Here is a 23,687-nt window from a genome sequence, read left to right as displayed (position 1 = left end):
AGGTCGATGGTGAAGAAGTCGGTGGCGAGGATCGCTTCGGCTTGGGAGCGCAGGAACTGTGCCCAGGTCGGCCCGGTCGGCCGCGGCGCGGGTCGATCTCGGCCTTGGCAAGGATCTCTCAGAAGGTCGAAAGGTGCGATCCGGATGCCCCAGCGGACCCCTCTGGGTCCGCTCCCTGCTCGATCACCATTCCGACCTTTCTCGGTATCAGACAGTCTGCTCGCTAACTTCGGCGAACCGCGCGGGCTCGTCGTGGGGAACCATGCTCTCCTGTGTGATCAGCGGAACGACGAGCGAGTGAAGACGATCACCCGCGGCCGAGGGCGCTCCAGCGTGTCGGCGTGCGACCGCCTGACCGGCACCGGCGATCAGATCGGCGAGCTGGATGGAGGGGTGATCCCAGGACCTCCCGCGGACGATATCGCGTACGGCTCTGGCCCAGGGCTTCTGCCGTACCCGCCACGTAGTTCCGATCAAGGTGCGGTCCAGGGACGCGATCCTTCGTGCGGCGTCCAATACCGTATCGGTAAGGGCACGCTGTTCATCGACCAGCATGCTGATACCGCCGATCTCCTCTGCCCAGATTCCGGCGAGATGGGCGACGCACGGAATCAACGGCTCCATCTCCGGGAACTGCTCCGGGCCGTACGACTACAGGTGATCTTCCGCCTCAGCCTTGGTCTTGCGCAGGTCCATCAGGATGTCCGTTACCCGGCGCCGGCAGGACCGTGCCCAGGCGCGGTTGAGATCTTCGAAGAGTTCATCCACGCTCACCTGCGAATCTTGGGCGTTCCGCTTCGACGCGAAGTTGACCATCGTCGAGATCAGGCGTTCGAATCCCGGCACCTCGAGCGCGCGCGGGCCTTCGTCGAAAAGCGTCCACGCGAGTCGGCGGGCGAGATCGTCCGCGTACAAGTTCACTCCTCGCTTTGAGGCAAGCTTTTCGAGGAAAAGGCCGATGGGTGGAGTACTAGGCACCTCGCTGCCGCATAGCGATGCTATCGGTGAGATGGGATGATCGCCGGAGGCCGTCCGAGTGGTAGGGGTCGTCGTGATCGAGATGTTGGTCGGAGCGCTGATTTTCGGGACAGGGCTGGCGGTCGGTCGGCTGCTGCCCCGGCGCAAGCACGAGTCGAAGGCCGTCGAGACCGGACCGTTGTGCCAGTGCGGGCACGGTGCCTCGTTCCACGATGTCGAGGGACGCTGCCGGGCAGGCGTTGAACGCTCAAAGTGGAACAACGGCGCGTGGGTGGGAAATGAGTTGCTGCCCTGCGAATGCCAGAAGTACACCGGACCCGAGCCGCTGCCATCGTTCTACGCTCCGGAGCTGCCGGAGTAGGGCCACAGATCGGTGCTCTAGCCAGTTCGTGATCTTGCTGGTGGGCCCCGGATGCGGGCGCGGATACGGCCCTGATCCGCTGGAGGACACCCGAGATCATTCCACGCACGCCGTTGGATGGTGCCCGCTATGGCTGCCGGAACCACCTACAAGGTGTGCGGATGCCGCAGCGAGAATGGCATGCGGCTGCGAAGAGGTGCCCGAAACTCAAACGCAAGGGCGGGTCGTGGAGCCGGGCACACGGCACCTGGTACTACCAGCTCGAACTCCCCCCAATGCCGACGGCAGGCGGCGTAACCCGCTGCGGCGCGGCGGGTTCACCAGCCAAGACGCCGCCGAAGCCGGGATGAGCAAAGCCAGCGAGCTACTGGCCATCGCCGCCGACGCCGACGGCAAAATCCAGATCGCCGACCTGATCCTGCCCACGGTCAGGACACTGCCCGAGCCGGACGAGGTCCGGCGGAAGGTCCGCACCGGCCAGGACCTCGACACGACCATCACCACAGGCGAATGGCTGGACACCTGACTCGCGGACGTAAGGGCCTGCGCAAGGGCACCCTGCTCAAACTCAACGACACCATCACCGCAGCCCACGCCTCCGGCGGCCCCGTACTGAGAGCGAAGGTCAAAGGCCGACGCGTGGTCAGCGCCGCCACCGAACAGCGCATCCACGCGACCCTGCGGGCGGCGTTGAACAAGGGCCATCCGGGAGCGGCGGATCGACCTCAACGTCGCCTCCCTGGTCGAACTCCCCTCCGGCAAACGCCGCAAGGCACTGATCTGGATTCCGGAAAGGATCACCGAATGGCGGGCCAACTACCAGCGGCACGTCGCGCTGATGGAGCAATGCAAGAAGCGGCTCTCGCGGATTGAGCCGGACACCAGGCCACGGCACCAAGGCAGGGCGATTTCAAGGTCGCCTGTTTGGGGTGGTTGTTGCCCGGTGTCCGGATCGACGTTGGCCACGTAGGGTGACGCTGAACAAGGATGACCTTTATCTGTGATCATGGCTGTCGGTATCGCAGTGCGATGAGCTGTACGCTGGCCGGGGAAAGGGACCATCGATGCCTCATCGGATGACAGCTCGCGATGTTGTCGCGCAACTTCTCGACCAAGAATTCGACACTGAACCGGAGAGCTGGTACGCGACCGCGCACTTCGGGTTGCGGGCCGTCGAATATGCGCTGGATCTGACTCCTGTTCCCGCGCCACTCCTCGACGAGGACGCATGGTATTCGTTGGCCTCCCGTCTTGTCAGGGAATGGTCCACGGATGAGTGGCCTGAATGGCCATGCGGCGCATGGTTCACCGAATGGATCGAGCGGTTCCTCGGCATTGATCTGAGCGGGCCTGTACTTCCATCGTCACGGCCCAAGGTGCGGTTCACGATCCCGTCCAGCCCAGCCATCATCGATGCTATCGACGGCTGGTTTGGTGAGCCTTTCAATGATATGGACTCTACGACATGGTGGGTGCAGCGCGTCGTGGGCACATATGAGGTGCGCGATCCTGGTATCACCGCCGTGGTAGATCGCTTCATCACCGCCGAGGCAAACCGCCGTTTCGGCGCCGCCCAGTGGCGACCTGAAACCTTTCCCTGGGTTGAGATCAACTCTGATGGCGCGCACGCCGCCCTCGTGGTCCTGCAGCGGTGCTCCTTCGCGGGTACCGCATGGTGGTATCCCGGGCCGATCGAGGCCCAACGCCGCGCCGATCTCTTCGTCGACTGCTTCGATCCAGCCGCTCGTTTCTTCACCAACCTCACCGATGATCCGCTGGAATACACGCAGGCTTTTCTGGGCTCGGTTGGCTTCGAGATCTCCAACGCTTGGCGGGACGCGGGTGTGGTGGCCGTGGACAGCCGCCATATCGGCTGGGAATGGCTTGCCCAAGCGTCGCCGTGATCAAGCGACGGCTCATTTAAGTTGTCACATGATCACAGCGGCCGATCAGGGCGATTTAAAGTCAGGGCCGTTGCCGAGATAGGCCTGCTGGTCGTCCTCGCGCCAGATGGTGTCGCGGGGCCGGTGTTCGAGGTTCTCTATGCACCAGTGCTGTCGGCTCTGGTGTGAGATCTCGGCTGCGGTCACGCCGGCTCGGCTGGTGACCACGAGGGCGATCTCCTTGCTCAGGGGTTGTCCGGCAAGGTCGGCGACGTCGCGGCGGATGACCGCGAGCCGTGCCGCGTGCGGCAGGCGGAGGCCGGTATCGGGGTCGGCGGCCCAGGTGGCCCAGCGGTTGATCCGTCCGTGGCCGCGTTCGGCGTGCACGTGACCGGGCTCGGCACAGATCAGGTCCCGGGCGGCGGCGATGGCCGCGGCGTGCGGCGACGACCGGTTGCCCTTGGTGGTCAGCAGGTAATCGGCGTTCTTGTCCTCGACCAGGCAGCGGGCGGTCTCGACGCAGGTGTGCGCAGCATCTTTCGGGTCGTGGGTAGGCCTTAGAACTCCTAACACAATGATCGTTTGAGGCGTCGCCAGCAGATGGTGGTGGCGGCCAGGGTCATGAAGGCTTGGTGGATGTCGTCGCGAATCTCCCAGCGGGTGCGGAGCCGGCGGAACCAGTGCGGCAGGGCGATGGTCTGCTCAACGACCCAGCGGTGGGTGCCGAGGCCGGTGCCGTGTGGGGTGCCGCGGCGGGCGATGCGGGGTTTGACGTTGGCCTTCCACACCAGGCGGCGGTATTTGTCGTGGTCGTAGCTCCGGTCTGCGTACAGCACCTGGGGGCGGCGGCGGGGTCGGCCGACCTTGCCGCGTACCGGTGGGATGGCTTGGAGCAGTGGCATCAGCTGGGTGATGTCGTTGCGGTTGCCGCCGGTCAGCGAGAGCGCGAGGGGGATGCCGTTCCCGTCGCAGATCAGCTGCCAGTCCCGCAACCGCCGCCAGCAGGTCATGCCCGAGCCGAACCCCAGCTCCTGAGGCAAGAACTCCCACGGAATCGCGGTGTAGAGCACGAACAAGATCCCGCACAGCGCCTGGCGATCACCCAGCCCGCTTACGGCCAGGATGGCGGAACCGGCGCTCGACCTTGGGCAACAGCGGCTCGATCCGCTCCCACAGACCGTCCTCGACCTCCCACGGCCTACGCCGCGCCACAGCAACCTCCCACACACGATCCACGATGCGACCAAGATCCAACCACAACGAAGATCATTCTGTTAGGAGTTCTTAGAGGCTATCTCAAGAGTTGGCGGTGGCAGATGAGGGTGGCGGCGGTGCAGGCGACGGCAGCCGCTCAGCCATGACACCATACGTTCCACCACCCAGGGGTCACGGTAGTCCTGGCCGAAAAACCAACGGATATCGCTGACCTGCGCTAACGCGGAGTCTCAGCGTCTGTTGTTCAGAGGCGATTTCTCCGGGGTAACTGGGATCCCCTTGTTGTCGGTGCGGAGCAGATGGATCTCAGACTGCGATCTACCCGATACGGGTCCGGGTCGATCAGGTCGGATGGCGTATTCGTCAGGTCGAACAAGTGCAGGCCCTGTTTGCTGGTCACGGCCAGAGTCCGCCCATTCGGCAGTGCCGCCCTGGGCTGACCACGCAGGGAGACACCGGCTGGCGTTATGTCCGCAAGGCGAAGGTGCCGGATCTGGTGCAGAGGAAGCTACAAAACGACGACACCCGCTCGACCAAGCGGTACACGATCGCCAGTGAGTTGATCGTGGCGCTCGGCCACGCCGGGTCGGTGCTGGTCGTGGCCGGCACACGCTCACTGGCCCAGTTGCTCGCCAAGGCGCTGGCCGACGAACTCGATGAACGTCCGAGCATGGCCCCGCTGGTCGACTACGTCCGGCTGCAGCTCGGCGAGGACCACCCGCTCGTCACCGTCCTGCGTCACGGGGTCGGATTCCACCACGCCGGCCTGCCCATCGAGGTGCTGGAGGCCCTGGAGGAAGCCGTCCGCGATGAGCCCCTTCCCTGTCTCACCTGCACCTCGACCCTCACCGAGGCACCCGTCGCCAGGGACTTCATCAGCTTCGTCTGGCTACTGCTGGCCATCGAGGAGGAACGCGGCACGGACCCGGCCGCGATTGCCTGTGCCACCATCGTCGATTCCACCCTCGCCGCCGCCCAGTCACCGCAGGCCCGCGCGGCGTGCCTGCTCATCGCCCACGCGGTGCACTACGCCTACGTACGCACCGACCCCGGGCCTCGTCGCCGGTGGCCTCGGACCCGAACCTCCATCGGCTCCGCCCGCGCCATCGATGAGCTCGCACGCAGCCTCGCCACCACGATCCTCAGGCGAGAACAGGAGGGCACCCTGGGCAACATCCACGAGCCACGGCGAGCCATCCGGATGCCCCGCACCATCGATCGGCTCCTGCAGCTGCAAGAGGCCCCCCGATGGCGGTTTCGTGTCAGCCCGCGGGGGAGCTGCGCGGCTCCGCCTTCGGCATGCTCGCCACGGTCCAGTCTCTGGGCAACCTCGCTGCCAGCGACATCGCGGGCATCCTGTGGACCGCGATCTCGCCGACAGCCGCTTTCACCTACCTCACGGCTTGGATGGTCCTTGCCCAGGTCGGACTGCTCATCTCCGTACGCCACCGCGACCACTGACACGTCCTGCGAGACAACAGAGACCCTGATGCCTGACAAGTTCTCCGTACTTTCGTCTGCGTCCACAACGCCGGACGCTCCCGAATGGCCGCCGGATTCCTCACCCACCTCGCTGGCGACCGCATCGAGGTCCGCTCCGCCGGTTCCCTGCCTGCACCGAGGACGTGTACCCGCCGGACCATCAGGCTGCGGTGAACCACGCCGCGAGCAGCCCCACCGCGACGACGACGAAGACGAACGCGCTCACGCGGTAGGCCACTCTCCGCCGCCCGCGCGAAAAGATCAGTGGCACGACGAGGCTCGTCGCGAGGGCGAGTGGGATGGCGAACACTGTCCCGAAGATGAGGGCATAGCCGTGATAGTCGGTCGACGCGGGGTTGAATCGACTGTCGAGTATCTGCCACGCCAGCAACAGGAACGGAATCCCGAACAGGGTCGTGAGCACCACGCCGGCGGTGCGTGTCACGGTGGTTCCCCCCGTCGGAGCGGATGCGGGCTGATCCATGTTCCGAGGATGCCAGGTGCGCGGCAGCTCGTACGAGTGCGCATCCCGATCCGCCGCTTTTCCCATTCGGCGCTGACTCGTACTCGGCGACGATTCCGAGCTTGCACTCCGGGCCGAACGAGCGACGCGAGGGACGCGGCGACGGACCGTCACCAGCCCGCGGACCGGATGGGGAAGACTCCATCGTCCGCACCTTGTGACCTGGGCATTCGCCCCAGGACTATGAGGAGTGCCGGTGGCGTGTACCGGCGGTGTGGCTGTGAGGATCCGCGGTTCGGCCGGGCCGTGGGCAACAGGTGCCCGCGGCTGGTGGCCGAGCGAAGTCACGGCAGTTGGTACCTGCGGCTGGAGTTGGGGGCCGGGGTGGATGGCCGGCGTCGGCGAGTGCGGCGGGGTGGCTTTGTCACCCGTAAGGATGCGGAGGAGGCGTTGTCCCGGCTGCGCGGCCCGACGGGCAGGGCGGTCACGGTGGGCGAGTGGCTGGCGCGCTGGCTGCGGGCGCATCGGGGCGCGGTGTCGACGGTCGCGGGGTATGCCGGTCACATCCGCTTGTACCTCGAGCCGCAGCTGGGGCAACTGCTGCTGGGGGAGCTGTCGGTCACGCGAGTGCAGGAGATGTTCACCGCGATCGCCTACGAGCACGAGAAGACGGGCCGGCCGATCAGAGCGGCGACCTTGAACAGAATCCGGGCGACGCTGCGGAGCGCGCTGAACGCCGCTGCCCGGGAGGGACTCATCGACACCAACCCGGCAGCGCTGGCAGTACTACCGGCAGCGCCGCGCCCGCGTGCGGTGGTGTGGACCGCCGCCCGGGTGGAGCACTGGGCACATACGGGAGAACGTCCCGCAGTGGCGGTCTGGACGGCGGAGCAGACCGCCGCGTTCCTGCACGCCATCCGAGGGCACCGGCTGTATGCGGCCTACCACCTGATCGCGTTGCGGGGACTTCGGCGCGGTGAAGCGGCCGGGCTGCGCGCCGACACCTACACCAGCGTCCTGCCGCAGGTCGCCCAAACCGCTGCCGAGAAGACCGCCACCCACGTGCTCCAGGCAGGGTGGCGCGTGCCAGGCACCAAGCGGCACCGACGACCATCAAGACGCAAACGGCGAACCGCCGCAAGCCCCGTGGGCCGCCGTGCCGCAGCTTGATCAGAGCATCTGCTCCCCGTTCGAACCGTCTCAGCCGAAAGGCCAACTGAACACCACCACCGCCGCGTCCGGCGCCGAGCGACGCCCGGATGCGCATGCGACCCTGCCGCGGCCGCGGAACCCACGTGGTGAGAGTACGTCGCGGACCGCCGCGCCGTCCGACGCCCGGAGCTCCGGCCCCAGGATGGCCCCATCCGGCCCCAGGCATGATCGTCAACGCGTCTCGCTGAGCGCGTCTGAGCAGGTCAGACGTGGTGGGCCGCCTGGGACTCGAACCCAGAACCGACGGATTAAAAGCCGCTCCATGCACACCGGACAGGCACTCTTGCTATCGGCCTGTGCCGGTTCATCCGCGACTCCGCCGTTTCCGATGCCGGATCGTGCCGCGTCGTGCTGCTGCGTTCCATGGCATACGAGCAACCACCGAGCGACCACGGCCATGAGCCATGCATGACGCTATGGATGGCCGAAAACCTCACCGACGTTTTGCTTGTCGATACCCTCGGCCGAATAGTCCGTCGACCTTGAAGCCAGCGGGCCGCTTCGCCCTGTACAGGCGACGAGCTCGGCATCCCTACGCCATGGCCAGCGCGGGTCGATGACGGTGAGCGCGGCACTGATGCCGGCCCGGTACGGGTTGTCGGGGAAGGCTCCGGCGTTGAAGCGGCACCCGGCTGAACGCCGGCTGGCCACGATGCTGGCTGCGGTGCGGCAGCTGGAGGGCAGGGCTGTCGATGACGCCTTGGAGGTGTTGTTCGAGGCGACCGAGTTCGGCGAGAACATCACCGTCGAGCAGTTGTGGAAATCGATCGAGGCGGTGGTCGCGGTCGGAGCTCCACGCCGCGATTGACAAGAGCTCCGATGTCGCGCCGCCGCCGGGCGCGGATCCGGACGGGGAAGTGCTGTAGGTGCCTGCGGGCAGCCGCGGGGCTCGGCGGTCACGAACGCGGTGACCGCGTCCTGAACGACCGGGCGGACAGCTCGCCGGCTCCGAGCACGAGCGCGGACGTCAGTACGACCACGAGGAGCAGGCCACCGAGGGCGATCGCCGGGATCGCGCGGTCCCCGTTGCTCAGCGCGTACACCAGCCCGGAGGCGCCGGGAACCGCTGCCGCCATGCCGACGACGCACGCCGTCCCAGCGACGAACGCCGCCTCCCACCGGCCCACCCGTCGTCGCTGCGCCGGTGTCGCTCCCACCGCGTGCAGGAGCGTCAGCTCGCCCCGTCGGGCGAGGTTGCCGACCACGAGCGAGCTCACCACCGCGATCGCGATGTAGCCCCAGAGGATCACCAGCAGGACCACCTGGAACGACGCCGGGTCGCCCACCGATGCCTCGGGATCGGACACGACCGGCGACCGCACGACCTCCACGCCCGGGTGGTCCCGAAGCCGCTCGGCGACGCGACTCGCGCCCTGCTGCTCCGTCGTGTCGCGCGACAGGGTGACCACCAGGGCGGTCGCCTGCCCGGACGCCGTGGCGCTCCGGACATCCGCGAGTGGGAGCACCACCTCGCCGAAGCCCAGCCCGCGCCGATAGATGGTCGCGACCCGACGGTCGATCGTGCGGCCGTCGCCCAGCACCACGGTGACCTGGTCACCGATCTCGGCATAGAGAAGGTCCGCGCCTTGCACGCCCAGGGCGATCTCGTCAGGCGCGAGGACCAGCGGGCCGCCTCCCCGAGGGTCGAGGTCGGCATATCGCGCGAGGCCGTCGCCGTCGGCCCCGAGGACCGGCAGCACCTGCCACGCGCTGTCGTCAGCCGGTCCGCGCACGACGACGGTGCCGGCCGCGACCTGGTCGACCGAGCGGATCCCGGGGGTCTCGGCGACCTTCTCCGCCGTCGAGCGGTCGATCCCGCTGGGACCGGCCGTCACAACGAGATCTGCTCGCCGCCCGGCATCGACCTGGTCGCTCGCGACGGCTCCCGCCGAAGCGCCGACGAAGAGCTGGGTGCAGCTGAGCGTGACGCCGAGGACTGCCGGAGCCAGCACACCGCCCACCCGCGCCGCTCGCAGCCGGACGTTGCTCAACGCGAGGTACTGCGTCGCGCCGCGCGTCGCCGGTCCCTGCACGATCCGCGCCGCCGAACGTACGACCCACGGGCTCAGCGGCCCGATCGACAAGGCGATCACCAGGCTCGACAGACCACTGAGCCCCGTGGCCCCGTCACCCGAGAACGCCCAGGGTGCGGCTGCCATCGCGATCCCGAGCGCCAGGACCGCCAGCCCGGCGGCGAGCCGGGTCCGGCCGCTGGACGGACCCGATGCCTCGTCGCCACCCCGCAGGCCGGGCAGCGGGCTGCCGCGCCCGACCACCCGGCGGGCCGCGATCCGCACCGACGCCTCGGCGGCCAGCACGGCCACCACGACCGGGATGACGACGGGCAGCAAGCCCACGACCGGATCGAGGCCTGCGGGCAGCGTCCCGCTCCAGCGACCGACGCCGACCATGCCCGCCCCCAGGAGGGGGCCACCCACACCGCCGATGATCCCCGCCACGAGCGCGACGCGCCGGATCTCGCCGAGCAGCAGCTTGCGGACCTGCCTGGACGTGGCACCGACCACGCGCAGCATCGCGAGCTCGCGGGAACGCTCCCGCACATGGAGCGACGTCAGGGCCATCACGGTGAAGAGCGTCACGATGACTGTGAGCCCGCCGAACGCGCCGGCGGCAGAGGTGAGCGTCGCCTTGGCCTGGCCCTGGCGCACGACCTCGAGTTCTCCTCGCTGCCCCTCGTCCCAGACCACGGCGCCGTGACGATCGACCAGCTCCCCCAATCCGCGAGCGCCCTCACCGCCGGGCCACACCCCGATCGCCGCGACCTGGTCGTCGCGCGCGCTGTTGCGGCCGATGTCGTCGCCGGTGAGGTAGACGTCGGCGGCGTCGACGCCGGTGTCGTCGGCGGAGGTCAGGCCCACGATCGTGAACCGGCGGGCCTCACCCCCGAAGGCGATGTCGACCGCGTCGCCGAGGTCGACGGACCGGTCGGCGGCCAGGCCACGGGGGAGCACGACCTCACCGGCCGACCGGGGCGTCGTCCCCGCCACGACGGTCCTGTCGCCGAGGGCCAGGGCTTCGCCAGGATGAGCCGTGGCCGGGACGGGGTCCCGACCGGCCAGCATCGCCGGCAGGACCTGGTCGACGACGACTCGCGCATCCGGCACCGTCCGGGTGACCTCGTCGACCAGCGCCTCCGGGAGCAGCGCGCGGCCGGGCACGGCGATGTCGACATCCTCCTTCACAGGCACCGACTGCGGAGCCCCGATCAGGACCGGCGCCTTGGCGTACTCTCCCGTGCTGACCTGCCCCCGCAGTCCGGTCTCGAACAGCAGGCCGAGCGCGCCCAGCAGGATCGCCGAGAACAGGACGGTCGTGAAGACGGCGGCGATCTGCCCTCGCCGGCCCCGCCGGGTCAGCCGTGCGATGTCTTTCATGCCCGGCGCCCCAGCCGCGCCAGATGAGCCGCGATGTCAGCCGCGGACCCCCCGGACACCTCGTCGTGCCAGCGGCCGTCGGCCAGGAAGATGACCCGATCCGCCACCGCGGCAGCGGACGGGTCGTGGGTGACCAGCAGCACCTGCTGGCCGAGCTCGTCCACGATCGACCGCAACAACGTCAGGACCGCCTCGGCCGACGCGGTGTCCAGCGAGCCGGTCGGCTCGTCGGCCACGACCAGCTCGGGGCGGGTAATGAGGGCTCGGGCGATGGCCACGCGCTGTTGCTGACCGCCCGAGAGCGCAGCCGGGCGGCGCGCCAGGGTGTCGCCGACGCCGACCGCCGTGGCGAGCTCCTGCACGACCCGGGGATCGATCGGCTCTCCCGCGAGCCGCAGCGGCAGCGAGATGTTGTCGGCGGCCGACAACGCCGGGATCAGGTTGAAGGCCTGGAACACGACGCCGATGCGCGAGCGACGCAGCACGGCCAGTTCGGTCTCGCTCAGGCGGCTGATCTCCTGCCCGCCGAGGTGGATCGTGCCGGAGTCGGGCCGCTCCAGCCCGAGCAGGCAGTTCAGCAGCGTCGTCTTGCCCGAGCCGGACGGACCCATGATCGCCGTGAACTTCCCCGGCTCCACGGTCAGGTCGATCGCGCTGAGCGCCGATACCTTCGCCCGGCCACTGCCGTACGTCTTGCTCACGCCTCGGACGACGACGGGGCGAGGCGGCGCGTCCGCGGGCGCCGTGGACTGTGGTGTTCCCTGCTTCATGACGACAACTCTGGGCTCGCCGCGCGACCCCCACCATCCCTTGGACACTCCGTTGGGAGGTAGCGCTGCCACTACCCCGGCGAGGCGTCCCGGGCCCACGGCGACGGGTGCCCGAGACCGTACGATGGTCGGCGTGAGCAGGGGCCATGACAGCCGCGACAACCGGCCCGTCAACGCGATGATCCGGCAGGCGCGCGCCGTCCGGCGCCTGGCCGGGGACGCCGTCAGCAGCCTCACCGCCCTCGTGACGCTGGTGGTCGTCGTGGCGACCGCCCTGCTGTCGGTCGTCGGGATCGGACTGGTCCTCGCCCGGCCCGCGTCCTCGGCCGTACGCCGCTGGGCCGATCACGAACGCTCGCGCGCCGGACACCTGCTCCGCAGGCCGGTCGCCTCCCCGTACCCACCGGCCGGCACCCCCGGACGCTCGGCCGTCCGGGCCCATGCCGACGGGGGCGCGCTGCTGCGCGACCTGCTCACGGCGGCGCTGCGGGTGGTCTCAGGGGTCCCGCTCGCCCTGTTCGCCGTGGTCCTGCCCCTGATCTCGATCAACTCGGCACTGATCGCCCTCTTCTGGTGGGCGTTCCCCGCCAGCAAGCCGGCCGAATCCTTCTTCGCCCTGACGTCGTGGTGGGACGCGCTGGCCTCGCTCGCCATCGCCCTGGTCGGCCTGGGGGTGTGGCTGATGGCGCCCGTCGTGGCCCGCATCGACGCCGCCTCGACGGCTCGCCTCCTGTCCCCGACCCGGCAGCAGGAGCTGGTGCTGCGCGCGCAGCTGGAGCAGGTCCGTCGTCGGTCAGCCGTCTCGGCCCACACCGCAGAGCTGCGACGCATCGAGCGCGATCTGCACGATGCGGCCCAGAACCGCCTCGTGGCCGTGACGATGTACGTCGGCATGGCCCAGCGCCAGCTCGAGACCGGCCGCGATGACCCCGGCCCGTCCTTGGCGAAGGCCCAGTCGGCCGCATCGGACGCCCTCACCGAGATGCGCAGGGTCATCCGCGGCATCTACCCGCCGGTGCTCGCCGAGGAGGGGCTCGTCCCGGCCATCGGTGCGCTGGCGGACCTGTCCCCCGTCCCCACCCGCCTGCACGTCGACCGCCCGGCCCCGACGGCCGCCGCCGTCGATGCCGCGCTCTACTTCTCGATCGCCGAGGCCCTGACCAACGTCGTCAAGCACAGCGGGGCGACGGAGGCCGACGTGCAGCTCCGCTGGGAGGACGGCGATCGTGGTCCTGAGGTGCTGGTCGTCGTGACCGACAACGGTCGTGGCGGGGCAGCACCGTCCGGCGGGACCGGGTTGTCGGGCATGGCGGCCCGGCTCCAAGCGCTGGGTGGTTGGCTGGACCTGTCGAGCCCGAGTGGCGGACCGACGACGATACGGATGGGACTGCCGTGCGAGCTGTGATCGCCGAGGACGACACGCTCCTGCGCGAGGGGCTGGTGTCCCTGCTCGGCCCTGAGGGTATCGAGGTCGTCGCGGCGAGCGCCGACGTCGTGGGCTTCGCCGCCACGGTGCTCGATCAGCGGGCGGACCTGGCGATCGTGGACGTGCGCATGCCGCCGACCTGGACGAACGAAGGAATCCAGGCCGCGGTCGACCTCCGGCGACGCCAGCCTGGGTTCCCGGTGGTCGTGCTCTCGGCGCACGTGGAGACCCGCTTCGTCGGCGATCTGCTCGCCGACGACGCCGGTGGCATCGGCTATCTGCTCAAGGAGCGAGTCGGCGCAGTGGCGGACTTCGTCGAGAGCCTGCGGCGGGTGGCGGCGGGGGGGACCGTGCTCGACCAGGAGGTCGTGACGGCGCTGATCCGGCGACGCAAGAGCCCTCTGGAGGCGCTGACGGAGCGCGAACGGGAAGTGCTCGAGCTGATCGCCCGCGGAGACGGCAACCGTGAGATCGCCGCCGCCCTGCACGTGACCGAGGCGGCAGTGCTCAAGCACGTGCGGAACATCTTCCTCAAGCTGGGCCTCCTCGCGGACGACACCCGGCACCGTCGGGTCGTCGCCGCGCTGACATACCTCAACCAGCAATGACCGCTGCTGCAGCACGCGTTCGCGTTCCAGGTCCACGACGCCGGGCACCCGCACCTGTGCCGCACGAAAATAGGATCGCGGCCTTGACCTGCGGGTCTGCTGATCGATCTAGGCGGCCTCGTATTCGTTGATGAGGCCACCGAGGACGGGTCTTCGTTTGATCCGCTTGCCAGTGAGGTCGATGATCGGAGCAGGGATTGCGGGATCGGTGTCCGGAGACCGCTGCAGTTAAAGTGCTGCTTGGCGCACTGTGGTCTGACTCCCGCACGGCCGCCTACGAGGCGCTGAGCCCGCTCACTGTGGGCATCACCTGGGCCGACGACGCATCCCGCCGGGCGACGATCCTGCGGGTACTCCGCGACCGCTGACCCGTACGCCAAGGGGCGCTTACTCGGCCCCAACGGCGATCGACGGGCGTAGCCGAATTCATCGACCGGGCACACTCCGTCAAGGCCCAGCCATGGAATGATCAACCGATCATCAGCAAGGGCCGAACCGGGCGCCCATGCCCAGGACGGACGGCGACACGAGCCAGCTCAACGGCCGATGCCGTCATGTCCCTGGCTGTGCAGGTCCAGGTTGCTGAGGCGGTGCACCATGGCCGTATGAGGACTACGAGGAGTGCCGCGCCGTCCGACGCCCGAAGCTCCGGCCCCAGGATGGCCCCATCTCGGCCCCAGGCATGATCGTCAACGCGTCTCGCTGAGCGCGTCTGAGCAGGTCAGACGTGGTGGGCCGCCTGGGACTCGAACCCAGAACCGACGGATTAAAAGTCCGGAGCTCTGCCAATTGAGCTAACGGCCCGCAGACAGAAGAGTACCGAGATCACCGGCATGTTCGCACCGCGGTATCCGGCATGTGATCGAGTGGCCGGAGCCGCGTTCATCGGGTCATCACACCTCCAGCAGCGTCTTGCCCACGGTCGCCCGTGACTGGATGGCCTCGTGCGCGTCGGCCGCCCGGTCCAAGGGGAACCGCTGCCCGATCACCGGGCGCAACCGGCCGGCCGCCGCCTCGGCGAGTGCGCCGGCCGTGAGCGCGCGCAGCTCTTCGGGCGTCCCGCCCGCTCCCCGCAGGATCGTCACTCCGCGCTCGACTGCCGCCTCGTCGGAGATGGCCGCCCACGCTCCGCTCGCGAGTCCGTAGCTCAGCATCCGTCCGCCTCGGTCGAGCAGTTCGAAGGCTTCCCGGCTGATGGCGCCGCCGACGCCGTCGAAGACGACGTCGACCCCGCCGACCGTCTCACGCACCCGGTCCGGCCAGCCCGGGTCGCGGTAGTCGACCGCCATCTCAGCGCCCAGATCGCGTACCAGCTCGACCTTGCGCGTGCCGCCGGCCGCCCCGATCACCCTGGCGCCGGAGGCCCCCGCGAGCTGGACCAGCAACGTGCCCACGCCGCCCGCCGCCGCCTCCACAAGAACCCGGTCTCCGGCCCGCAGCCCGGCCGCCCGTGCCAGCAACGTCGCAGTACGCCCGTCGGCCAGCAATGCCACCGCGTCGGCGAGCTCCACGGCCTCCGGCACCTCGATGAGCGCGCCGACATCCACCGCGGCGCGTTCGGCATAACCGCCCGAGCCGCCGAGGCCGGCCACCACCCGCCGACCGACCAGGCCCGCGTCGGCCTCCGCGCCGACCGAGGACACGACGCCGCCGACGCCGTTGCCGAGGATCATGGGCAGTTCCACCTTGAAGGGGCCGTGACCACTCCTGATCTGGGTCTCGATGAAGGTGATATTGGCGAACTCCACCTCGATCAACGCCTGCCCGGGACCGGCCACCGGTTCCGCCGTGTCAGCGGCGACGAGAACCTCCGGCCCACCGAACTCCTTCAACCACACCGCTCTCATGACGCCCCTCTTCTCGGTCGGTTCAGTGATCAAGCCTGCAACCTCGAGCAGAGTTGAGGTCAAACCGGCTCGCCTGCGCACGGCCGGTTCGATGACGCGAGCAGTGCCCATCCCGACAGCGCGGCGGCCAGCGCGATGACGATCACTGGTGGCAGGCCGACGTCCAGGGGCTCCTCCCCCGGTTGATCCGGTACGTGCAGGCGGTTGCCCAAGAGGGGGACGGCGAGGAGCCAGATGGCGACGGGCGCGGCCACCGAGGCGAGCACCGCGAGGGCACGGGCCTTTCGCCGGTACGCGGCTCCGCGTTCGCGCACGGCCGCTGTCGAACGGCCGGCCGACGATCCGCTCGAAGGGCCGGTCGACAGGGCGCTCAACGAGCCTCCCCGGGGCCGGTCAGGGCTCCGTGCAGGAACACGTCGATGAGGGCCTCGGTGTCCACGCCCGATTCGGCCGTGCCCGGCACGCGGCGCATGCCGGCGAACATCAGGTGCTGGAACAGCGCGGCCAGCCGCTCGGGCGGCAACCGCAGCGAGTCGCGTTCGGGTTCGAACAGGTCGGCCAGCGCTTCCCGGGTCTGTTCGATCCCGGCGTCGCGGTTCAGTCCGGGGGCGGGCGCTCCCTCGGGGCGGCCTCGTGTGTGGCGTCCAGTCGCGTGCAGGGCACCGAGGACGGTGCCCATCCGGGTCAGGAACGCCTGCATCGTCTCGGCCGCCTCGGCCAGCCGATCGGCCAGCGGCTGGTCCAGCGGGATCGCGGCGATGCCGTCCAGCACGTGGTCGGGGCGTAGTGCCTCGACCACGCAGGCGTCGAGGAGCTCCTCCTTGTCGGTGAACACGCGGAAGATCGTCGCCTCGCCGATGCCGGCCGCCTTGGCGATCTGGCTGGTGGTGACCGTCGTGCCGTGCTCGGCGACGAGCGGGAGCGCCGCCGCCACGATCATCGTTCGCCGTTGCTCTGCGCTCATTCCCGGCGCGCGCCGCCGGGTGGGTGTGGTTTCCATACGGCCGAGAGTACGGAGTGAGTACTCACTCCGTCAATCTCTTCAAGGCGCCGCACACCCACCCGATCCCGCTTGAACGGCCTGACCTGCATACGATCGACCGGTGCTCAGACCCGCCTATCCGCTCAAGACGGCACGGCTCATCCTGCGGCCGTACACCCCCGCCGACCTCGACGCCCTGTACGACCTGCAGTCCCGGCCCGAGGTCACGCGCTACCTCTATTTCGGGCCGCGTGACCGTGACGAGGTGAGGGAGGCGCTCGACCAGAAGACGCAGGCCGTGACCCTGACCGACGAGGGCGGCAACCTGTCCCTCGCGGTGGAACTGGCGGAGACCGGCCAGGTCATCGGTGAGGTCATTCTCTTCTGGCGAAGCCGTGCGCACCGGCAGGGCGAGGTCGGCTATCTCTTCCACCCCGACCACGGCGGCCGCGGGTACGCCACGGAGGCCACGCGCGTGATGCTGCGGCTGGGCTTCGAAGATCTCGGCCTGCACCGCATCATCGGCCGCATCGACGCGCGCAACACCGCGTCCGGACGGGTCCTTGAGCGCCTCGGCATGCGACGCGAAGCCCATTTCGTTCAGAACGAGTTCGTGAAGGGCGAATGGGCCGACGAGGTGGTCTACGCGATGCTCGAAACGGAGTGGCGAGCGGACTGACCTGCGAAAACGCCGATCGGCCGTCATCGCACCTGCGGCCGGACACCTGGAATGCGCGGAAACCGGGTGTATAGACTCAGGGTATACACCGAGTGTATTGTCTGCCTCATGAGCGTTCCCCTCACCTTGCTCGGCCTGCTCGAACGAGAGCCGAGCCATGGCTATGACCTCAAACGCGACTACGACGCCTTCTTCGGCCGCGGCAAGCCGCTCCCGTTCGGCCAGGTCTACTCGACCCTCAGCCGCCTGGCTCGCGATGGCAAGGTGGTGGTGGCCGAGACGGCGGCCGGCGCGGGGCCCGACCGTAAGCGCTACGTCATCACCGACACCGGGGCCACCGAGTTCGAGGCCTGGCTGACCGAGCCGGTCGAAGCCGAGCCGCACCTGCAGACGGTGCTGTTCTCGAAGGTGGTGCTGGCGCTGATGCTGGGACGTGACGCGGAGCACTACCTCGACGCCCAGCGCGCCGCGCATCTGCAGCGGATGCGCGAACTGACCGAGCTCAGGCGGGAGGGCGGCCTGGTCGATGCGCTCTTGGCCGACCACGGCCTGTTCCATCTGGAATCCGATCTGCGGTGGATCGACCTCACCGTGGCCCGGCTCGACGCTCTGGCCGAGGCGGTGCGGTCATGAGCGGCGCCGAGGTTCCCGCCGAAGCCGGCTCCCCGAGCTTCCTCACCGAGGCGCGCGACGTCGCCTTGTCGTTCGGCCGGACACCCGCACTCCGGGGCGCCAGCCTGTCGGTGGCCGCCGGAGAGATCGTGGCCATCATGGGCCCGAGCGGCTCGGGTAAGACGACTCTGCTGCACTGCCTCGCCGGGATCCTGACGCCCGACGCCGGCGAGATCCGGTTCGCCGGGCGCCGGATCGACACCATGGGCGAGACGGAACGCAGCACCCTGCGCCGGGACCGGTTCGGGTTCGTCTTCCAGTTCGGTCAGCTCGTCCCCGAGCTGACCGCCGAGGAGAACGTCGCGCTGCCCCTGCTGCTCGGCGGCACCCGCCGGGCGGCGGCACTGAAGGAAGCCGGCACGTGGTTGGAACGACTCGGCCTGGACGGGCTGGAGAAGCGCCGGTCCGGGGAGCTGTCCGGGGGCCAGGCCCAGCGGGTCGCGCTCGCCCGCGGCCTGGTCGCGCGGCCGGAGATCCTGTTCGCGGACGAGCCGACCGGATCGCTCGACTCGCTCACCGGCGAGCAGGTCATGGACCTGCTGGTCGCGGCCGCCCGCGAGCAGGGCACCACCGTCATCGTGGTCACCCATGAGCCCCGCGTGGCGGCCTACGCCGACCGTGAGGTCATCGTCCGCGACGGAAAGGTGAGCTCGTTCTCGGCGGCCGCCCAGGTGAGTTCATGATCAGCTTTGGTCTTCGGCTCACCCTGCGCGGCGGCAGGGAGGCGGCCGTCCGCCTCGTCGTCACCGCGGCCGCCGTGGCACTGGGCGTCGGCCTGCTCCTGGTCACGCTGGCGAGCATCAACGGCGTCAATGCGCAGAACGCGCGGTACGCATGGCTCAACTCAGGGGCGCCCGCCGCCACGTCCCCCGATGCCAAGGCATCGCCTGATCCGTTGTGGGGCACGCTCGGAACCGACCTCTACGACGGCGAGAGCATCACGCGGGTCGACGTCGCCGCCACCGGCCCGCAGTCTCCTGTCCCGCCGGGGATCTCACGGCTGCCCGGTCCCGAGCAGTTCTACGCCTCACCCGCGCTCAGCGCGCTGCTCCGGTCGGAGCCTGCCGCCGAGTTCGGCGGCCGCTTTCCCGGGACCCAGATCGGCGAGATCGGCATCTCGGGACTGCCGAGCCCGGACTCCCTGATCGTCATCGTCGGTCACTCCGCCGACGAGCTGTCGCGCGTGCCCGGTGCGGTGCGGATCAGCACCATCGCGACACTGACCCCCGGCAACTGCGCCGACTGCATCGTCGGCCTTAACGCCGACGCCATGACCCTCATCCTCTCCGTCACGTCGGCGGCGCTGCTCTTCCCTGTGCTGGTCTTCATCGCCACGGCGACCCGGCTCGCCGCTGCCCGTCGGGAGCAGCGGTTCGCCGCGATGCGCCTGGTCGGTGCGACGCCCCGGCAGGTGTCGGTCGTATCGGCCGTCGAGTCGACCCTGGCCGCCGTCGTGGGCACGGTCGCCGGCTTCGGCGTGTTCTTCCTGCTTCGGGTGCCGCTGGCGGGGGTCCCTTTCACGGGCGAGCCGTTCTACCCGAGCGACCTGTCGCTCCGACCGGTGGACGTCCTGTTCGTCGCGGCCGGCGTTCCGGTGGCGGCCGCGATCGCGGCACGGATCGCGCTCCGACGAGTGCGGATCTCTCCGCTCGGAGTCAGCCGACGCGTCACCCCGCGCGCTCCCCGGGCGTACCGGCTCATCCCGCTGGTCGCCGGCATCGCCGAACTCGCCTATTTCGTCGGCAGGCGCCCCGAGAGCACCAGCGGCCAGACCCAGGCGTACCTCACCGGCATCCTGCTGATGATGGTCGGACTGGTCGTCGCCGGGCCGTGGCTGACCATGGTCGGTGCTCGCATCATGGCCCGTCGCAGCAACCGGCCCGCGACGCTCATCGCCGCGCGACGGCTGTCGGACGATCCGCGTACCGGCTTCCGCGCGATCAGCGGGCTGGTCCTCGCCCTGTTCGTCACCAGCACGGCCGTCGGCGTGATGACCACCATGGTCGCCGAACGCAGCACCCCACGTGGAAACGCCGTGCAGCGGAGCACGCTGGTGGCCGACTACTCGCGGGGCTGGACGGAGGTTCCGGGGGTGCCGAGATCGTCCGTCGGCCCCGTCCCGGAATCGGTCCTCGCCGGGCTGCGCTCGATCCCGGGCGTCCACGGCGTGACGATGATCCACACGAACCCGCTGGGTACCACCGTCTCCGTCGGCGGCCCCCGGCCGATCGTTGCCGGGCTGATGTCATGCCGGGAGACGGCCGGCGTTCCGCTTCTCGGCCGCTGCCCCGCCGGAGCGGACGTGGTATCGATCCCGGCGCACTTCGCCCTGGACATTTCGCCGGGCGACACACCGGAGGCCTCGGGCTGGCCTACCGCCCCCATCTCGTCCGAACGGCTCCAGGGCCTCCCGGTACAGACGATCGTCATCGGAACGAATGGGTCGAAGTCGGTGCTCGAACGGGTGCGAACCGCTCTCGCGGTCGACTTTCCCGGGCAGAGGCCGGCCGCCACCTGGTCCGAGCACCTCGCGCAGTCGGGGATGGCCAAGGAGATGGCCGGGTACCAGCAACTGGCCAACGTCGTCATGCTCGTCAGTCTGTGCATCGCCGGCTGCGGCCTGGCGGTGAGCGTGGTCGCCGGGCTGAACGACCGCAAACGCCCCTTCAGTCTGCTGCGGCTGGCCGGGGTCCCGCTCGGCATGCTCCGCCGGGTCGTCGCCTTGGAGAGCGCGGCCCCGCTCCTCGTCAACGCCGTGGTGGCGGCGGGTGCGGGGTTCCTGGCGGCGGCGCTGTTCCTCGAGTCGCAGATGCACTATTCGCTCCGGCCGCCGGGAGCCGAGTACTACATCACCGTCGGCGCCGGGCTCGCCGCTTCGCTGGGGGTCATCGCCTGCACCCTCCCTCTGCTCAAGCGGATCACCGGACCCGAGACCGCCAGGAACGAATGACCACGACCGGCGACATGGTGCCGGTGCGGCCGAAGGCCGCGCCGGCATCCGGCCGTTCAGCGGCCCGACGGCGATGGCGACCTCGACCGGACGGAGGGCCGGCTCGCCGCTGTCCGCAAAGGCCGCCGCCGGTCCGGCCGCCAAGGCCGCTACACGGCGCCCGATCGGCGGCTACCGTTCCCCGCATGGCATCCGCCGCGCTCGCCCACGCGATGAGCGATCCGAGCGATCCACCCCTGCGCCCACTGCCGGCGCGAGTGTGCGCGCTGCTGGAGACGCTCGCCGCCTCACCCCGGCTCGCGGCCCACCTGCGCGCCGTACACGACACGGCGTGGGAACTGGTCCGCGCGCTCGAACCGCATTACCCCTCACTGCACTGCGACCGGGAGGCCGTGCTGTTCGGCGCGGCCACTCACGACATCGGCAAGTCGGTGCACGACGCGGAGCTGTCCGGTCCCGGGTCGGCGCACGAGCAGACCGGGTACGAGCTGCTCCGCTCGCAAGGCGTCGAGGAGCACCTGGCCCGCTTCGCCCGTACGCACGCGGCGTGGACGGCTCCAGGCGTCACCGTCGATGACCTGCTGGTCTCGATGGCGGACAAGGTCTGGAAGGGCAAGCGGGTGATCGATCTGGAGGAGCTGGTCATCGGGCACCTCACGGCCGCGTCCGGGCAGGAGCCCTGGGAGGCGTTCCTCGTGCTCGACGACATCGCCGGCCGCATCGCGGCCGGCGCCGACGCCCGCCTGGCCTTCCAAGCCCGCCATGCTCTGCCCGCGCCCCCTTCCGATCGGCCGCGCTGAACGACGGGCCCTGAGCGACGGGCCCTGAACGACGGCGCTGAACGTCGGGCCTTGAACGACGGGCGCGTCCGCCGCGGCACGCGACCGCGAGCCTGATCATTCGGTCGCGTACGGCGTTGGCCGATGGCCGTGACGCGGTTCATGAGAACCTTGGCGATCACGGGCAGCCAGACACCCTTTGGGGCAAGGAGGTACGGAATGTCAACTCGTACGGAATCGGTGACGGTCGAGGACGGAACGTTCGATCTGCCGATCTGGCTCCCCGAGAGCGGACGCGGACCGGGTCTGCTGCTGGTCCAGGAGATCTTCGGGCTCGGGCCGTACATCCGCGAAGTCGCCGAGGACCTCGCGGCGCTCGGCTATGTGGTCGCGGCACCCGACCTGTTCTGGCGGCTCGAGCCGGGCTATGTGGCACCCGCCGGTGAAGAGGGGCTGACGCAGGCGGTGGAGATGTCCTCCCGCTTCGAGGTGGAGACGGGCGTCGCCGACCTGGCGGCGGCGTTGGACCACCTGGCCGGGCTGCCCGAGCTGTCCGCCGGAGTCGGCGCCCTCGGTTTCTGCCTGGGCGGGACGATGGCCTACCTGCTCGCCGCGAAGACCACACTCGGCGCGCTGGTGTCGTTCTACGGTTCCGGAGTGCCCGACAGCCTGAACCTGCTCCCCGACATCGGATGCCCGGTGCAGTTCCACTTCGGCGGCTCCGACCCGTACATCCCCCGCGAGCAGGTCGCGATGGTGGAGCAGGCGGTGGCCGGCCTGCCGAACGTGGAGATCCATGTTCAGGAGGACGGGGGCCACGCGTTCCACAACCGCAAGTCGGCGATGTTCCATCAGCCCGAGCCGGCCGCCCGCGCGTGGGCGCTGACCGAGACATTCCTCGCCCGGCACCTGCCCGTATAGTCGCCACCTTTCTACGGCTCCGCACGACTGTAGGCGGCTCAGGGAAGAGTCCTCAGCGAGCTCCTCGCGCACTGGCGGCTGACCGAACCCCTGGTCGTCGGACATGACTTCGGCGGCGCCGTCGCGTTGCGCGCGCACCTGTTGCACGGCACGCGGTTCCGCGTGCTCGCCCTGGTCGACCCGTGGCCATCGTGTCAACGTGGGTTGACACGAGCCCTCTCGTCAACCTATGTTGACACCATGAACGAAGGGGTGCAGCTCGCGCAGGACGCGAGCAGCCGGGACCCGGCGATCGGGCTGAGGGCCGTACGAGCACTGAGCGACCTCACGGAGCGACTGGAGTCGCTGCAGGTGAGCAACGCCCGTGAGCTCGGATGGTCATGGCAGGAGATCGCCGCGGTACTCGGAGTGAGCCGGCAGGCAGTCCACAAGAAGCACGCGCGCACGTGCGCACTCGGAAGGGAGCGCTGAGGATGTTCGAAAGGTTCGGCCAGGACGCCCGCCAGGTGGTCATCGTGGCCCAGGAAGAGGCTCGGGCCCTCGGGCACGACCGCGTGGGCAGCGTGCATCTGCTGCTGGCGCTCGCCAAGGACGAGGACGGCGCCGGAGGCGACGCCCTGCGTGAACACGGGCTGCGCCTGAACGACCTGCGGGCGCGGGTCCGTCGCCTCGCGTGGGCCGACCAGTCCTCGGGCCCCATCGACGGCCAGGCCCTCGCGAGCATCGGCATCGACCTCGATGAGGTGCGCCGCACCGTCGAGGCCACCTTCGGGGAGGGTGCCCTCGACATCGGCCACAGGACCAAGGGCCATGTCCCGTTCACGCCCCAGGCGAAGAAGTGCCTGGAGCTGTCGATGCGCTCGGCCATCGCGCTCAAGCAGAAGCACATCCGCAGCGGGCACATGCTTCTCGGCCTGCTCCGTGCCACCGGCGACGACAACCTGGCACTACAGGTGCTGCGGGACTCCGAGGTCGATCTCGACGCGCTGCGGACCACGACGACCACACTGCTCCGAGCCCACGCCGCCTGAGGCGAGGCTCACCCGACGGCGCCCGGCTCACCG

Annotated in this window: 27 protein-coding genes, 1 tRNA gene and 3 pseudogenes; 18 read left to right on the top strand and 13 right to left on the bottom strand. The window is 69.5% G+C overall.

The genetic code is table 11. The annotated features are described in order from the left end of the window. Positions 1-207: 207 nt before the first annotated feature. Complete coding sequence (locus HKK72_RS09525) at positions 208-624, bottom strand: hypothetical protein (RefSeq protein ID WP_187233909.1); 417 nt, start codon at positions 622-624, stop codon at positions 208-210. A gap of 27 nt (positions 625-651) precedes the next feature. After that, a complete protein-coding gene (locus HKK72_RS09520; RefSeq protein ID WP_187233908.1) occupies positions 652-915 on the bottom strand; it encodes a hypothetical protein in 264 nt (87 codons plus the stop codon). A 136-nt stretch (positions 916-1,051) separates the two neighbouring features. Between HKK72_RS09520 and HKK72_RS09515 the strand changes: the two genes are divergently transcribed. The 3 genes from HKK72_RS09515 to HKK72_RS09505 all read left to right on the top strand — a co-directional run bounded on the left by HKK72_RS09515 (position 1,052) and on the right by HKK72_RS09505 (position 3,243). After that, a complete protein-coding gene (locus HKK72_RS09515) occupies positions 1,052-1,339 on the top strand; it encodes a hypothetical protein (RefSeq protein WP_187233907.1) in 288 nt (95 codons plus the stop codon). Positions 1,340-1,685: 346 nt separating this feature from the next. After that, complete coding sequence (locus HKK72_RS09510; protein ID WP_187233906.1) at positions 1,686-1,865, top strand: hypothetical protein; 180 nt, start codon at positions 1,686-1,688, stop codon at positions 1,863-1,865. A gap of 550 nt (positions 1,866-2,415) precedes the next feature. Further along, positions 2,416-3,243 carry a hypothetical protein gene (locus HKK72_RS09505; RefSeq protein ID WP_187233905.1) on the top strand — a complete coding sequence of 276 codons (828 nt, stop codon included), beginning with the start codon at positions 2,416-2,418 and terminating at the stop codon, positions 3,241-3,243. Between the two features lie 45 nt (positions 3,244-3,288). Here the strand turns inward: HKK72_RS09505 and HKK72_RS09500 are convergent, their stop codons facing one another. The 4 genes and pseudogenes from HKK72_RS09500 to HKK72_RS09490 all read right to left on the bottom strand — a co-directional run bounded on the left by HKK72_RS09500 (position 3,289) and on the right by HKK72_RS09490 (position 5,194). Next, on the bottom strand, positions 3,289-3,795 hold the full coding sequence (locus HKK72_RS09500; protein ID WP_187233904.1) for a hypothetical protein: 507 nt from the start codon (positions 3,793-3,795) through the stop codon (positions 3,289-3,291). Then, positions 3,789-4,434, bottom strand: a pseudogene (locus tag HKK72_RS09495) (transposase). Before HKK72_RS09495 ends, HKK72_RS09500 begins: the two are co-directional and overlap by 7 nt. 98 nt (positions 4,435-4,532) lie before the next feature. Next, a pseudogene (locus tag HKK72_RS42695) lies at positions 4,533-4,613 on the bottom strand (IS5/IS1182 family transposase); the annotation flags it as partial. Between the two features lie 437 nt (positions 4,614-5,050). Further along, positions 5,051-5,194 (bottom strand): hypothetical protein, encoded by a 144-nt coding sequence (locus HKK72_RS09490; RefSeq protein ID WP_187233903.1) that lies wholly within the window; start codon positions 5,192-5,194, stop codon positions 5,051-5,053. Between the two features lie 491 nt (positions 5,195-5,685). Between HKK72_RS09490 and HKK72_RS09485 the strand changes: the two genes are divergently transcribed. Together HKK72_RS09485 and HKK72_RS40780 are read left to right on the top strand one after the other, a co-directional pair. After that, positions 5,686-5,898 (top strand): hypothetical protein, encoded by a 213-nt coding sequence (locus HKK72_RS09485; protein WP_222720528.1) that lies wholly within the window; start codon positions 5,686-5,688, stop codon positions 5,896-5,898. Positions 5,899-5,926: 28 nt separating this feature from the next. Continuing rightward, positions 5,927-6,054, top strand: a pseudogene (locus tag HKK72_RS40780) (heat-shock protein HtpX); the annotation flags it as partial. Between the two features lie 25 nt (positions 6,055-6,079). Here the strand turns inward: HKK72_RS40780 and HKK72_RS09475 are convergent. After that, entirely contained in the window at positions 6,080-6,364 is a 285-nt protein-coding gene (locus tag HKK72_RS09475) for a hypothetical protein (protein ID WP_187233902.1), read from the bottom strand. A gap of 348 nt (positions 6,365-6,712) precedes the next feature. Between HKK72_RS09475 and HKK72_RS09470 the strand changes: the two genes are divergently transcribed. Both HKK72_RS09470 and HKK72_RS09465 read left to right on the top strand, forming a co-directional pair. Then, a complete protein-coding gene (locus tag HKK72_RS09470; RefSeq protein ID WP_187233901.1) occupies positions 6,713-7,552 on the top strand; it encodes an Arm DNA-binding domain-containing protein in 840 nt (279 codons plus the stop codon). 598 nt (positions 7,553-8,150) lie between these two features. Next, positions 8,151-8,402 (top strand): hypothetical protein, encoded by a 252-nt coding sequence (locus HKK72_RS09465; protein WP_187233900.1) that lies wholly within the window; start codon positions 8,151-8,153, stop codon positions 8,400-8,402. A gap of 88 nt (positions 8,403-8,490) precedes the next feature. On the opposite strand, the gene HKK72_RS09460 is transcribed toward HKK72_RS09465, so the two are convergent. Further along, positions 8,491-10,989 carry an ABC transporter permease gene (locus tag HKK72_RS09460; RefSeq protein ID WP_187233899.1) on the bottom strand — a complete coding sequence of 833 codons (2,499 nt, stop codon included), beginning with the start codon at positions 10,987-10,989 and terminating at the stop codon, positions 8,491-8,493. Further along, positions 10,986-11,759 carry an ABC transporter ATP-binding protein gene (locus HKK72_RS09455; RefSeq protein WP_187233898.1) on the bottom strand — a complete coding sequence of 258 codons (774 nt, stop codon included), beginning with the start codon at positions 11,757-11,759 and terminating at the stop codon, positions 10,986-10,988. The genes HKK72_RS09460 and HKK72_RS09455 overlap by 4 nt, the downstream gene beginning before the upstream one ends. Before the next feature lie 133 nt (positions 11,760-11,892). On the opposite strand from HKK72_RS09455, the gene HKK72_RS09450 reads away from it, so the two are divergent. The 3 genes from HKK72_RS09450 to HKK72_RS40775 all read left to right on the top strand — a co-directional run bounded on the left by HKK72_RS09450 (position 11,893) and on the right by HKK72_RS40775 (position 14,161). After that, positions 11,893-13,164 (top strand): sensor histidine kinase, encoded by a 1,272-nt coding sequence (locus HKK72_RS09450; protein WP_187233897.1) that lies wholly within the window; start codon positions 11,893-11,895, stop codon positions 13,162-13,164. Further along, entirely contained in the window at positions 13,152-13,793 is a 642-nt protein-coding gene (locus HKK72_RS09445) for a response regulator (protein WP_187233896.1), read from the top strand. The genes HKK72_RS09450 and HKK72_RS09445 overlap by 13 nt, the downstream gene beginning before the upstream one ends. Before the next feature lie 233 nt (positions 13,794-14,026). After that, on the top strand, positions 14,027-14,161 hold the full coding sequence (locus tag HKK72_RS40775) for a hypothetical protein (RefSeq protein WP_261986679.1): 135 nt from the start codon (positions 14,027-14,029) through the stop codon (positions 14,159-14,161). Between the two features lie 360 nt (positions 14,162-14,521). Here HKK72_RS40775 and HKK72_RS09440 read toward each other — a convergent pair. The 4 genes from HKK72_RS09440 to HKK72_RS09425 form a co-directional block, all read right to left on the bottom strand. Continuing rightward, a tRNA-Lys gene (locus HKK72_RS09440) sits at positions 14,522-14,597 on the bottom strand. A gap of 89 nt (positions 14,598-14,686) precedes the next feature. Next, positions 14,687-15,673 (bottom strand): zinc-binding dehydrogenase, encoded by a 987-nt coding sequence (locus HKK72_RS09435; protein WP_315987161.1) that lies wholly within the window; start codon positions 15,671-15,673, stop codon positions 14,687-14,689. A 26-nt stretch (positions 15,674-15,699) separates the two neighbouring features. Then, positions 15,700-16,014 (bottom strand): DUF6069 family protein, encoded by a 315-nt coding sequence (locus tag HKK72_RS09430; RefSeq protein WP_187233895.1) that lies wholly within the window; start codon positions 16,012-16,014, stop codon positions 15,700-15,702. Beyond that, positions 16,011-16,640 carry a TetR/AcrR family transcriptional regulator gene (locus HKK72_RS09425; RefSeq protein WP_261986678.1) on the bottom strand — a complete coding sequence of 210 codons (630 nt, stop codon included), beginning with the start codon at positions 16,638-16,640 and terminating at the stop codon, positions 16,011-16,013. The genes HKK72_RS09430 and HKK72_RS09425 overlap by 4 nt, the downstream gene beginning before the upstream one ends. A 103-nt stretch (positions 16,641-16,743) precedes the next feature. Here HKK72_RS09425 and HKK72_RS09420 point away from each other — a divergent pair, with 103 nt between their 5' ends. From HKK72_RS09420 to HKK72_RS09385, 8 genes are all read left to right on the top strand, one after another. Continuing rightward, the gene (locus HKK72_RS09420) at positions 16,744-17,301 is read left to right on the top strand and encodes a GNAT family N-acetyltransferase (protein WP_187233894.1); all 558 of its coding nucleotides are present in this window, start codon (positions 16,744-16,746) and stop codon (positions 17,299-17,301) included. Positions 17,302-17,409: 108 nt separating this feature from the next. Next, positions 17,410-17,934: a PadR family transcriptional regulator gene (locus HKK72_RS09415; RefSeq protein ID WP_187233893.1), complete on the top strand. Its 525-nt coding sequence runs from the start codon at positions 17,410-17,412 to the stop codon at positions 17,932-17,934. Next, positions 17,931-18,656 carry an ABC transporter ATP-binding protein gene (locus tag HKK72_RS09410; RefSeq protein ID WP_187233892.1) on the top strand — a complete coding sequence of 242 codons (726 nt, stop codon included), beginning with the start codon at positions 17,931-17,933 and terminating at the stop codon, positions 18,654-18,656. The genes HKK72_RS09415 and HKK72_RS09410 overlap by 4 nt, the downstream gene beginning before the upstream one ends. Continuing rightward, entirely contained in the window at positions 18,653-20,923 is a 2,271-nt protein-coding gene (locus HKK72_RS09405) for an ABC transporter permease (RefSeq protein ID WP_187233891.1), read from the top strand. The genes HKK72_RS09410 and HKK72_RS09405 overlap by 4 nt, the downstream gene beginning before the upstream one ends. A gap of 185 nt (positions 20,924-21,108) precedes the next feature. Next, positions 21,109-21,723: an HDIG domain-containing metalloprotein gene (locus HKK72_RS09400; RefSeq protein WP_187233890.1), complete on the top strand. Its 615-nt coding sequence runs from the start codon at positions 21,109-21,111 to the stop codon at positions 21,721-21,723. 198 nt (positions 21,724-21,921) lie between these two features. Continuing rightward, the gene (locus HKK72_RS09395; protein ID WP_187233889.1) at positions 21,922-22,623 is read left to right on the top strand and encodes a dienelactone hydrolase family protein; all 702 of its coding nucleotides are present in this window, start codon (positions 21,922-21,924) and stop codon (positions 22,621-22,623) included. A gap of 240 nt (positions 22,624-22,863) precedes the next feature. Then, a complete protein-coding gene (locus HKK72_RS09390) occupies positions 22,864-23,094 on the top strand; it encodes an RNA polymerase subunit sigma-70 (protein WP_187233888.1) in 231 nt (76 codons plus the stop codon). 2 nt (positions 23,095-23,096) lie between these two features. After that, the gene (locus HKK72_RS09385) at positions 23,097-23,654 is read left to right on the top strand and encodes a Clp protease N-terminal domain-containing protein (RefSeq protein WP_187233887.1); all 558 of its coding nucleotides are present in this window, start codon (positions 23,097-23,099) and stop codon (positions 23,652-23,654) included. Positions 23,655-23,687: the final 33 nt, after the last annotated feature.

Origin of the sequence: Actinomadura sp. HBU206391, from assembly GCF_014323665.1 — a bacterium.
Taxonomy (GTDB): Bacteria; Actinomycetota; Actinomycetes; order Streptosporangiales; family Streptosporangiaceae; genus Actinomadura_C.
Note: the sequence above shows the minus strand (reverse complement) of the source record. Positions and strands in the feature narration are given on the sequence as shown.

Coding starts and splice junctions, on each gene's coding strand:
- HKK72_RS09405 (WP_187233891.1), top strand. CDS start 18,653: ATGATCAGCTTTGGTCTTCGGCTCACCCTGCGCGGCGGCAGGGAGGCG.
- HKK72_RS09425 (WP_261986678.1), bottom strand. CDS start 16,640: ATGGAAACCACACCCACCCGGCGGCGCGCGCCGGGAATGAGCGCAGAG.
- HKK72_RS09505 (WP_187233905.1), top strand. CDS start 2,416: ATGACAGCTCGCGATGTTGTCGCGCAACTTCTCGACCAAGAATTCGAC.
- HKK72_RS09400 (WP_187233890.1), top strand. CDS start 21,109: ATGGCATCCGCCGCGCTCGCCCACGCGATGAGCGATCCGAGCGATCCA.
- HKK72_RS09510 (WP_187233906.1), top strand. CDS start 1,686: ATGAGCAAAGCCAGCGAGCTACTGGCCATCGCCGCCGACGCCGACGGC.
- HKK72_RS09465 (WP_187233900.1), top strand. CDS start 8,151: ATGACGGTGAGCGCGGCACTGATGCCGGCCCGGTACGGGTTGTCGGGG.
- HKK72_RS09395 (WP_187233889.1), top strand. CDS start 21,922: ATGTCAACTCGTACGGAATCGGTGACGGTCGAGGACGGAACGTTCGAT.
- HKK72_RS09525 (WP_187233909.1), bottom strand. CDS start 624: ATGGAGCCGTTGATTCCGTGCGTCGCCCATCTCGCCGGAATCTGGGCA.
- HKK72_RS09410 (WP_187233892.1), top strand. CDS start 17,931: ATGAGCGGCGCCGAGGTTCCCGCCGAAGCCGGCTCCCCGAGCTTCCTC.
- HKK72_RS09390 (WP_187233888.1), top strand. CDS start 22,864: ATGAACGAAGGGGTGCAGCTCGCGCAGGACGCGAGCAGCCGGGACCCG.
- HKK72_RS09460 (WP_187233899.1), bottom strand. CDS start 10,989: ATGAAAGACATCGCACGGCTGACCCGGCGGGGCCGGCGAGGGCAGATC.
- HKK72_RS09385 (WP_187233887.1), top strand. CDS start 23,097: ATGTTCGAAAGGTTCGGCCAGGACGCCCGCCAGGTGGTCATCGTGGCC.
- HKK72_RS09455 (WP_187233898.1), bottom strand. CDS start 11,759: ATGAAGCAGGGAACACCACAGTCCACGGCGCCCGCGGACGCGCCGCCT.
- HKK72_RS09485 (WP_222720528.1), top strand. CDS start 5,686: ATGGCGGTTTCGTGTCAGCCCGCGGGGGAGCTGCGCGGCTCCGCCTTC.
- HKK72_RS09415 (WP_187233893.1), top strand. CDS start 17,410: ATGAGCGTTCCCCTCACCTTGCTCGGCCTGCTCGAACGAGAGCCGAGC.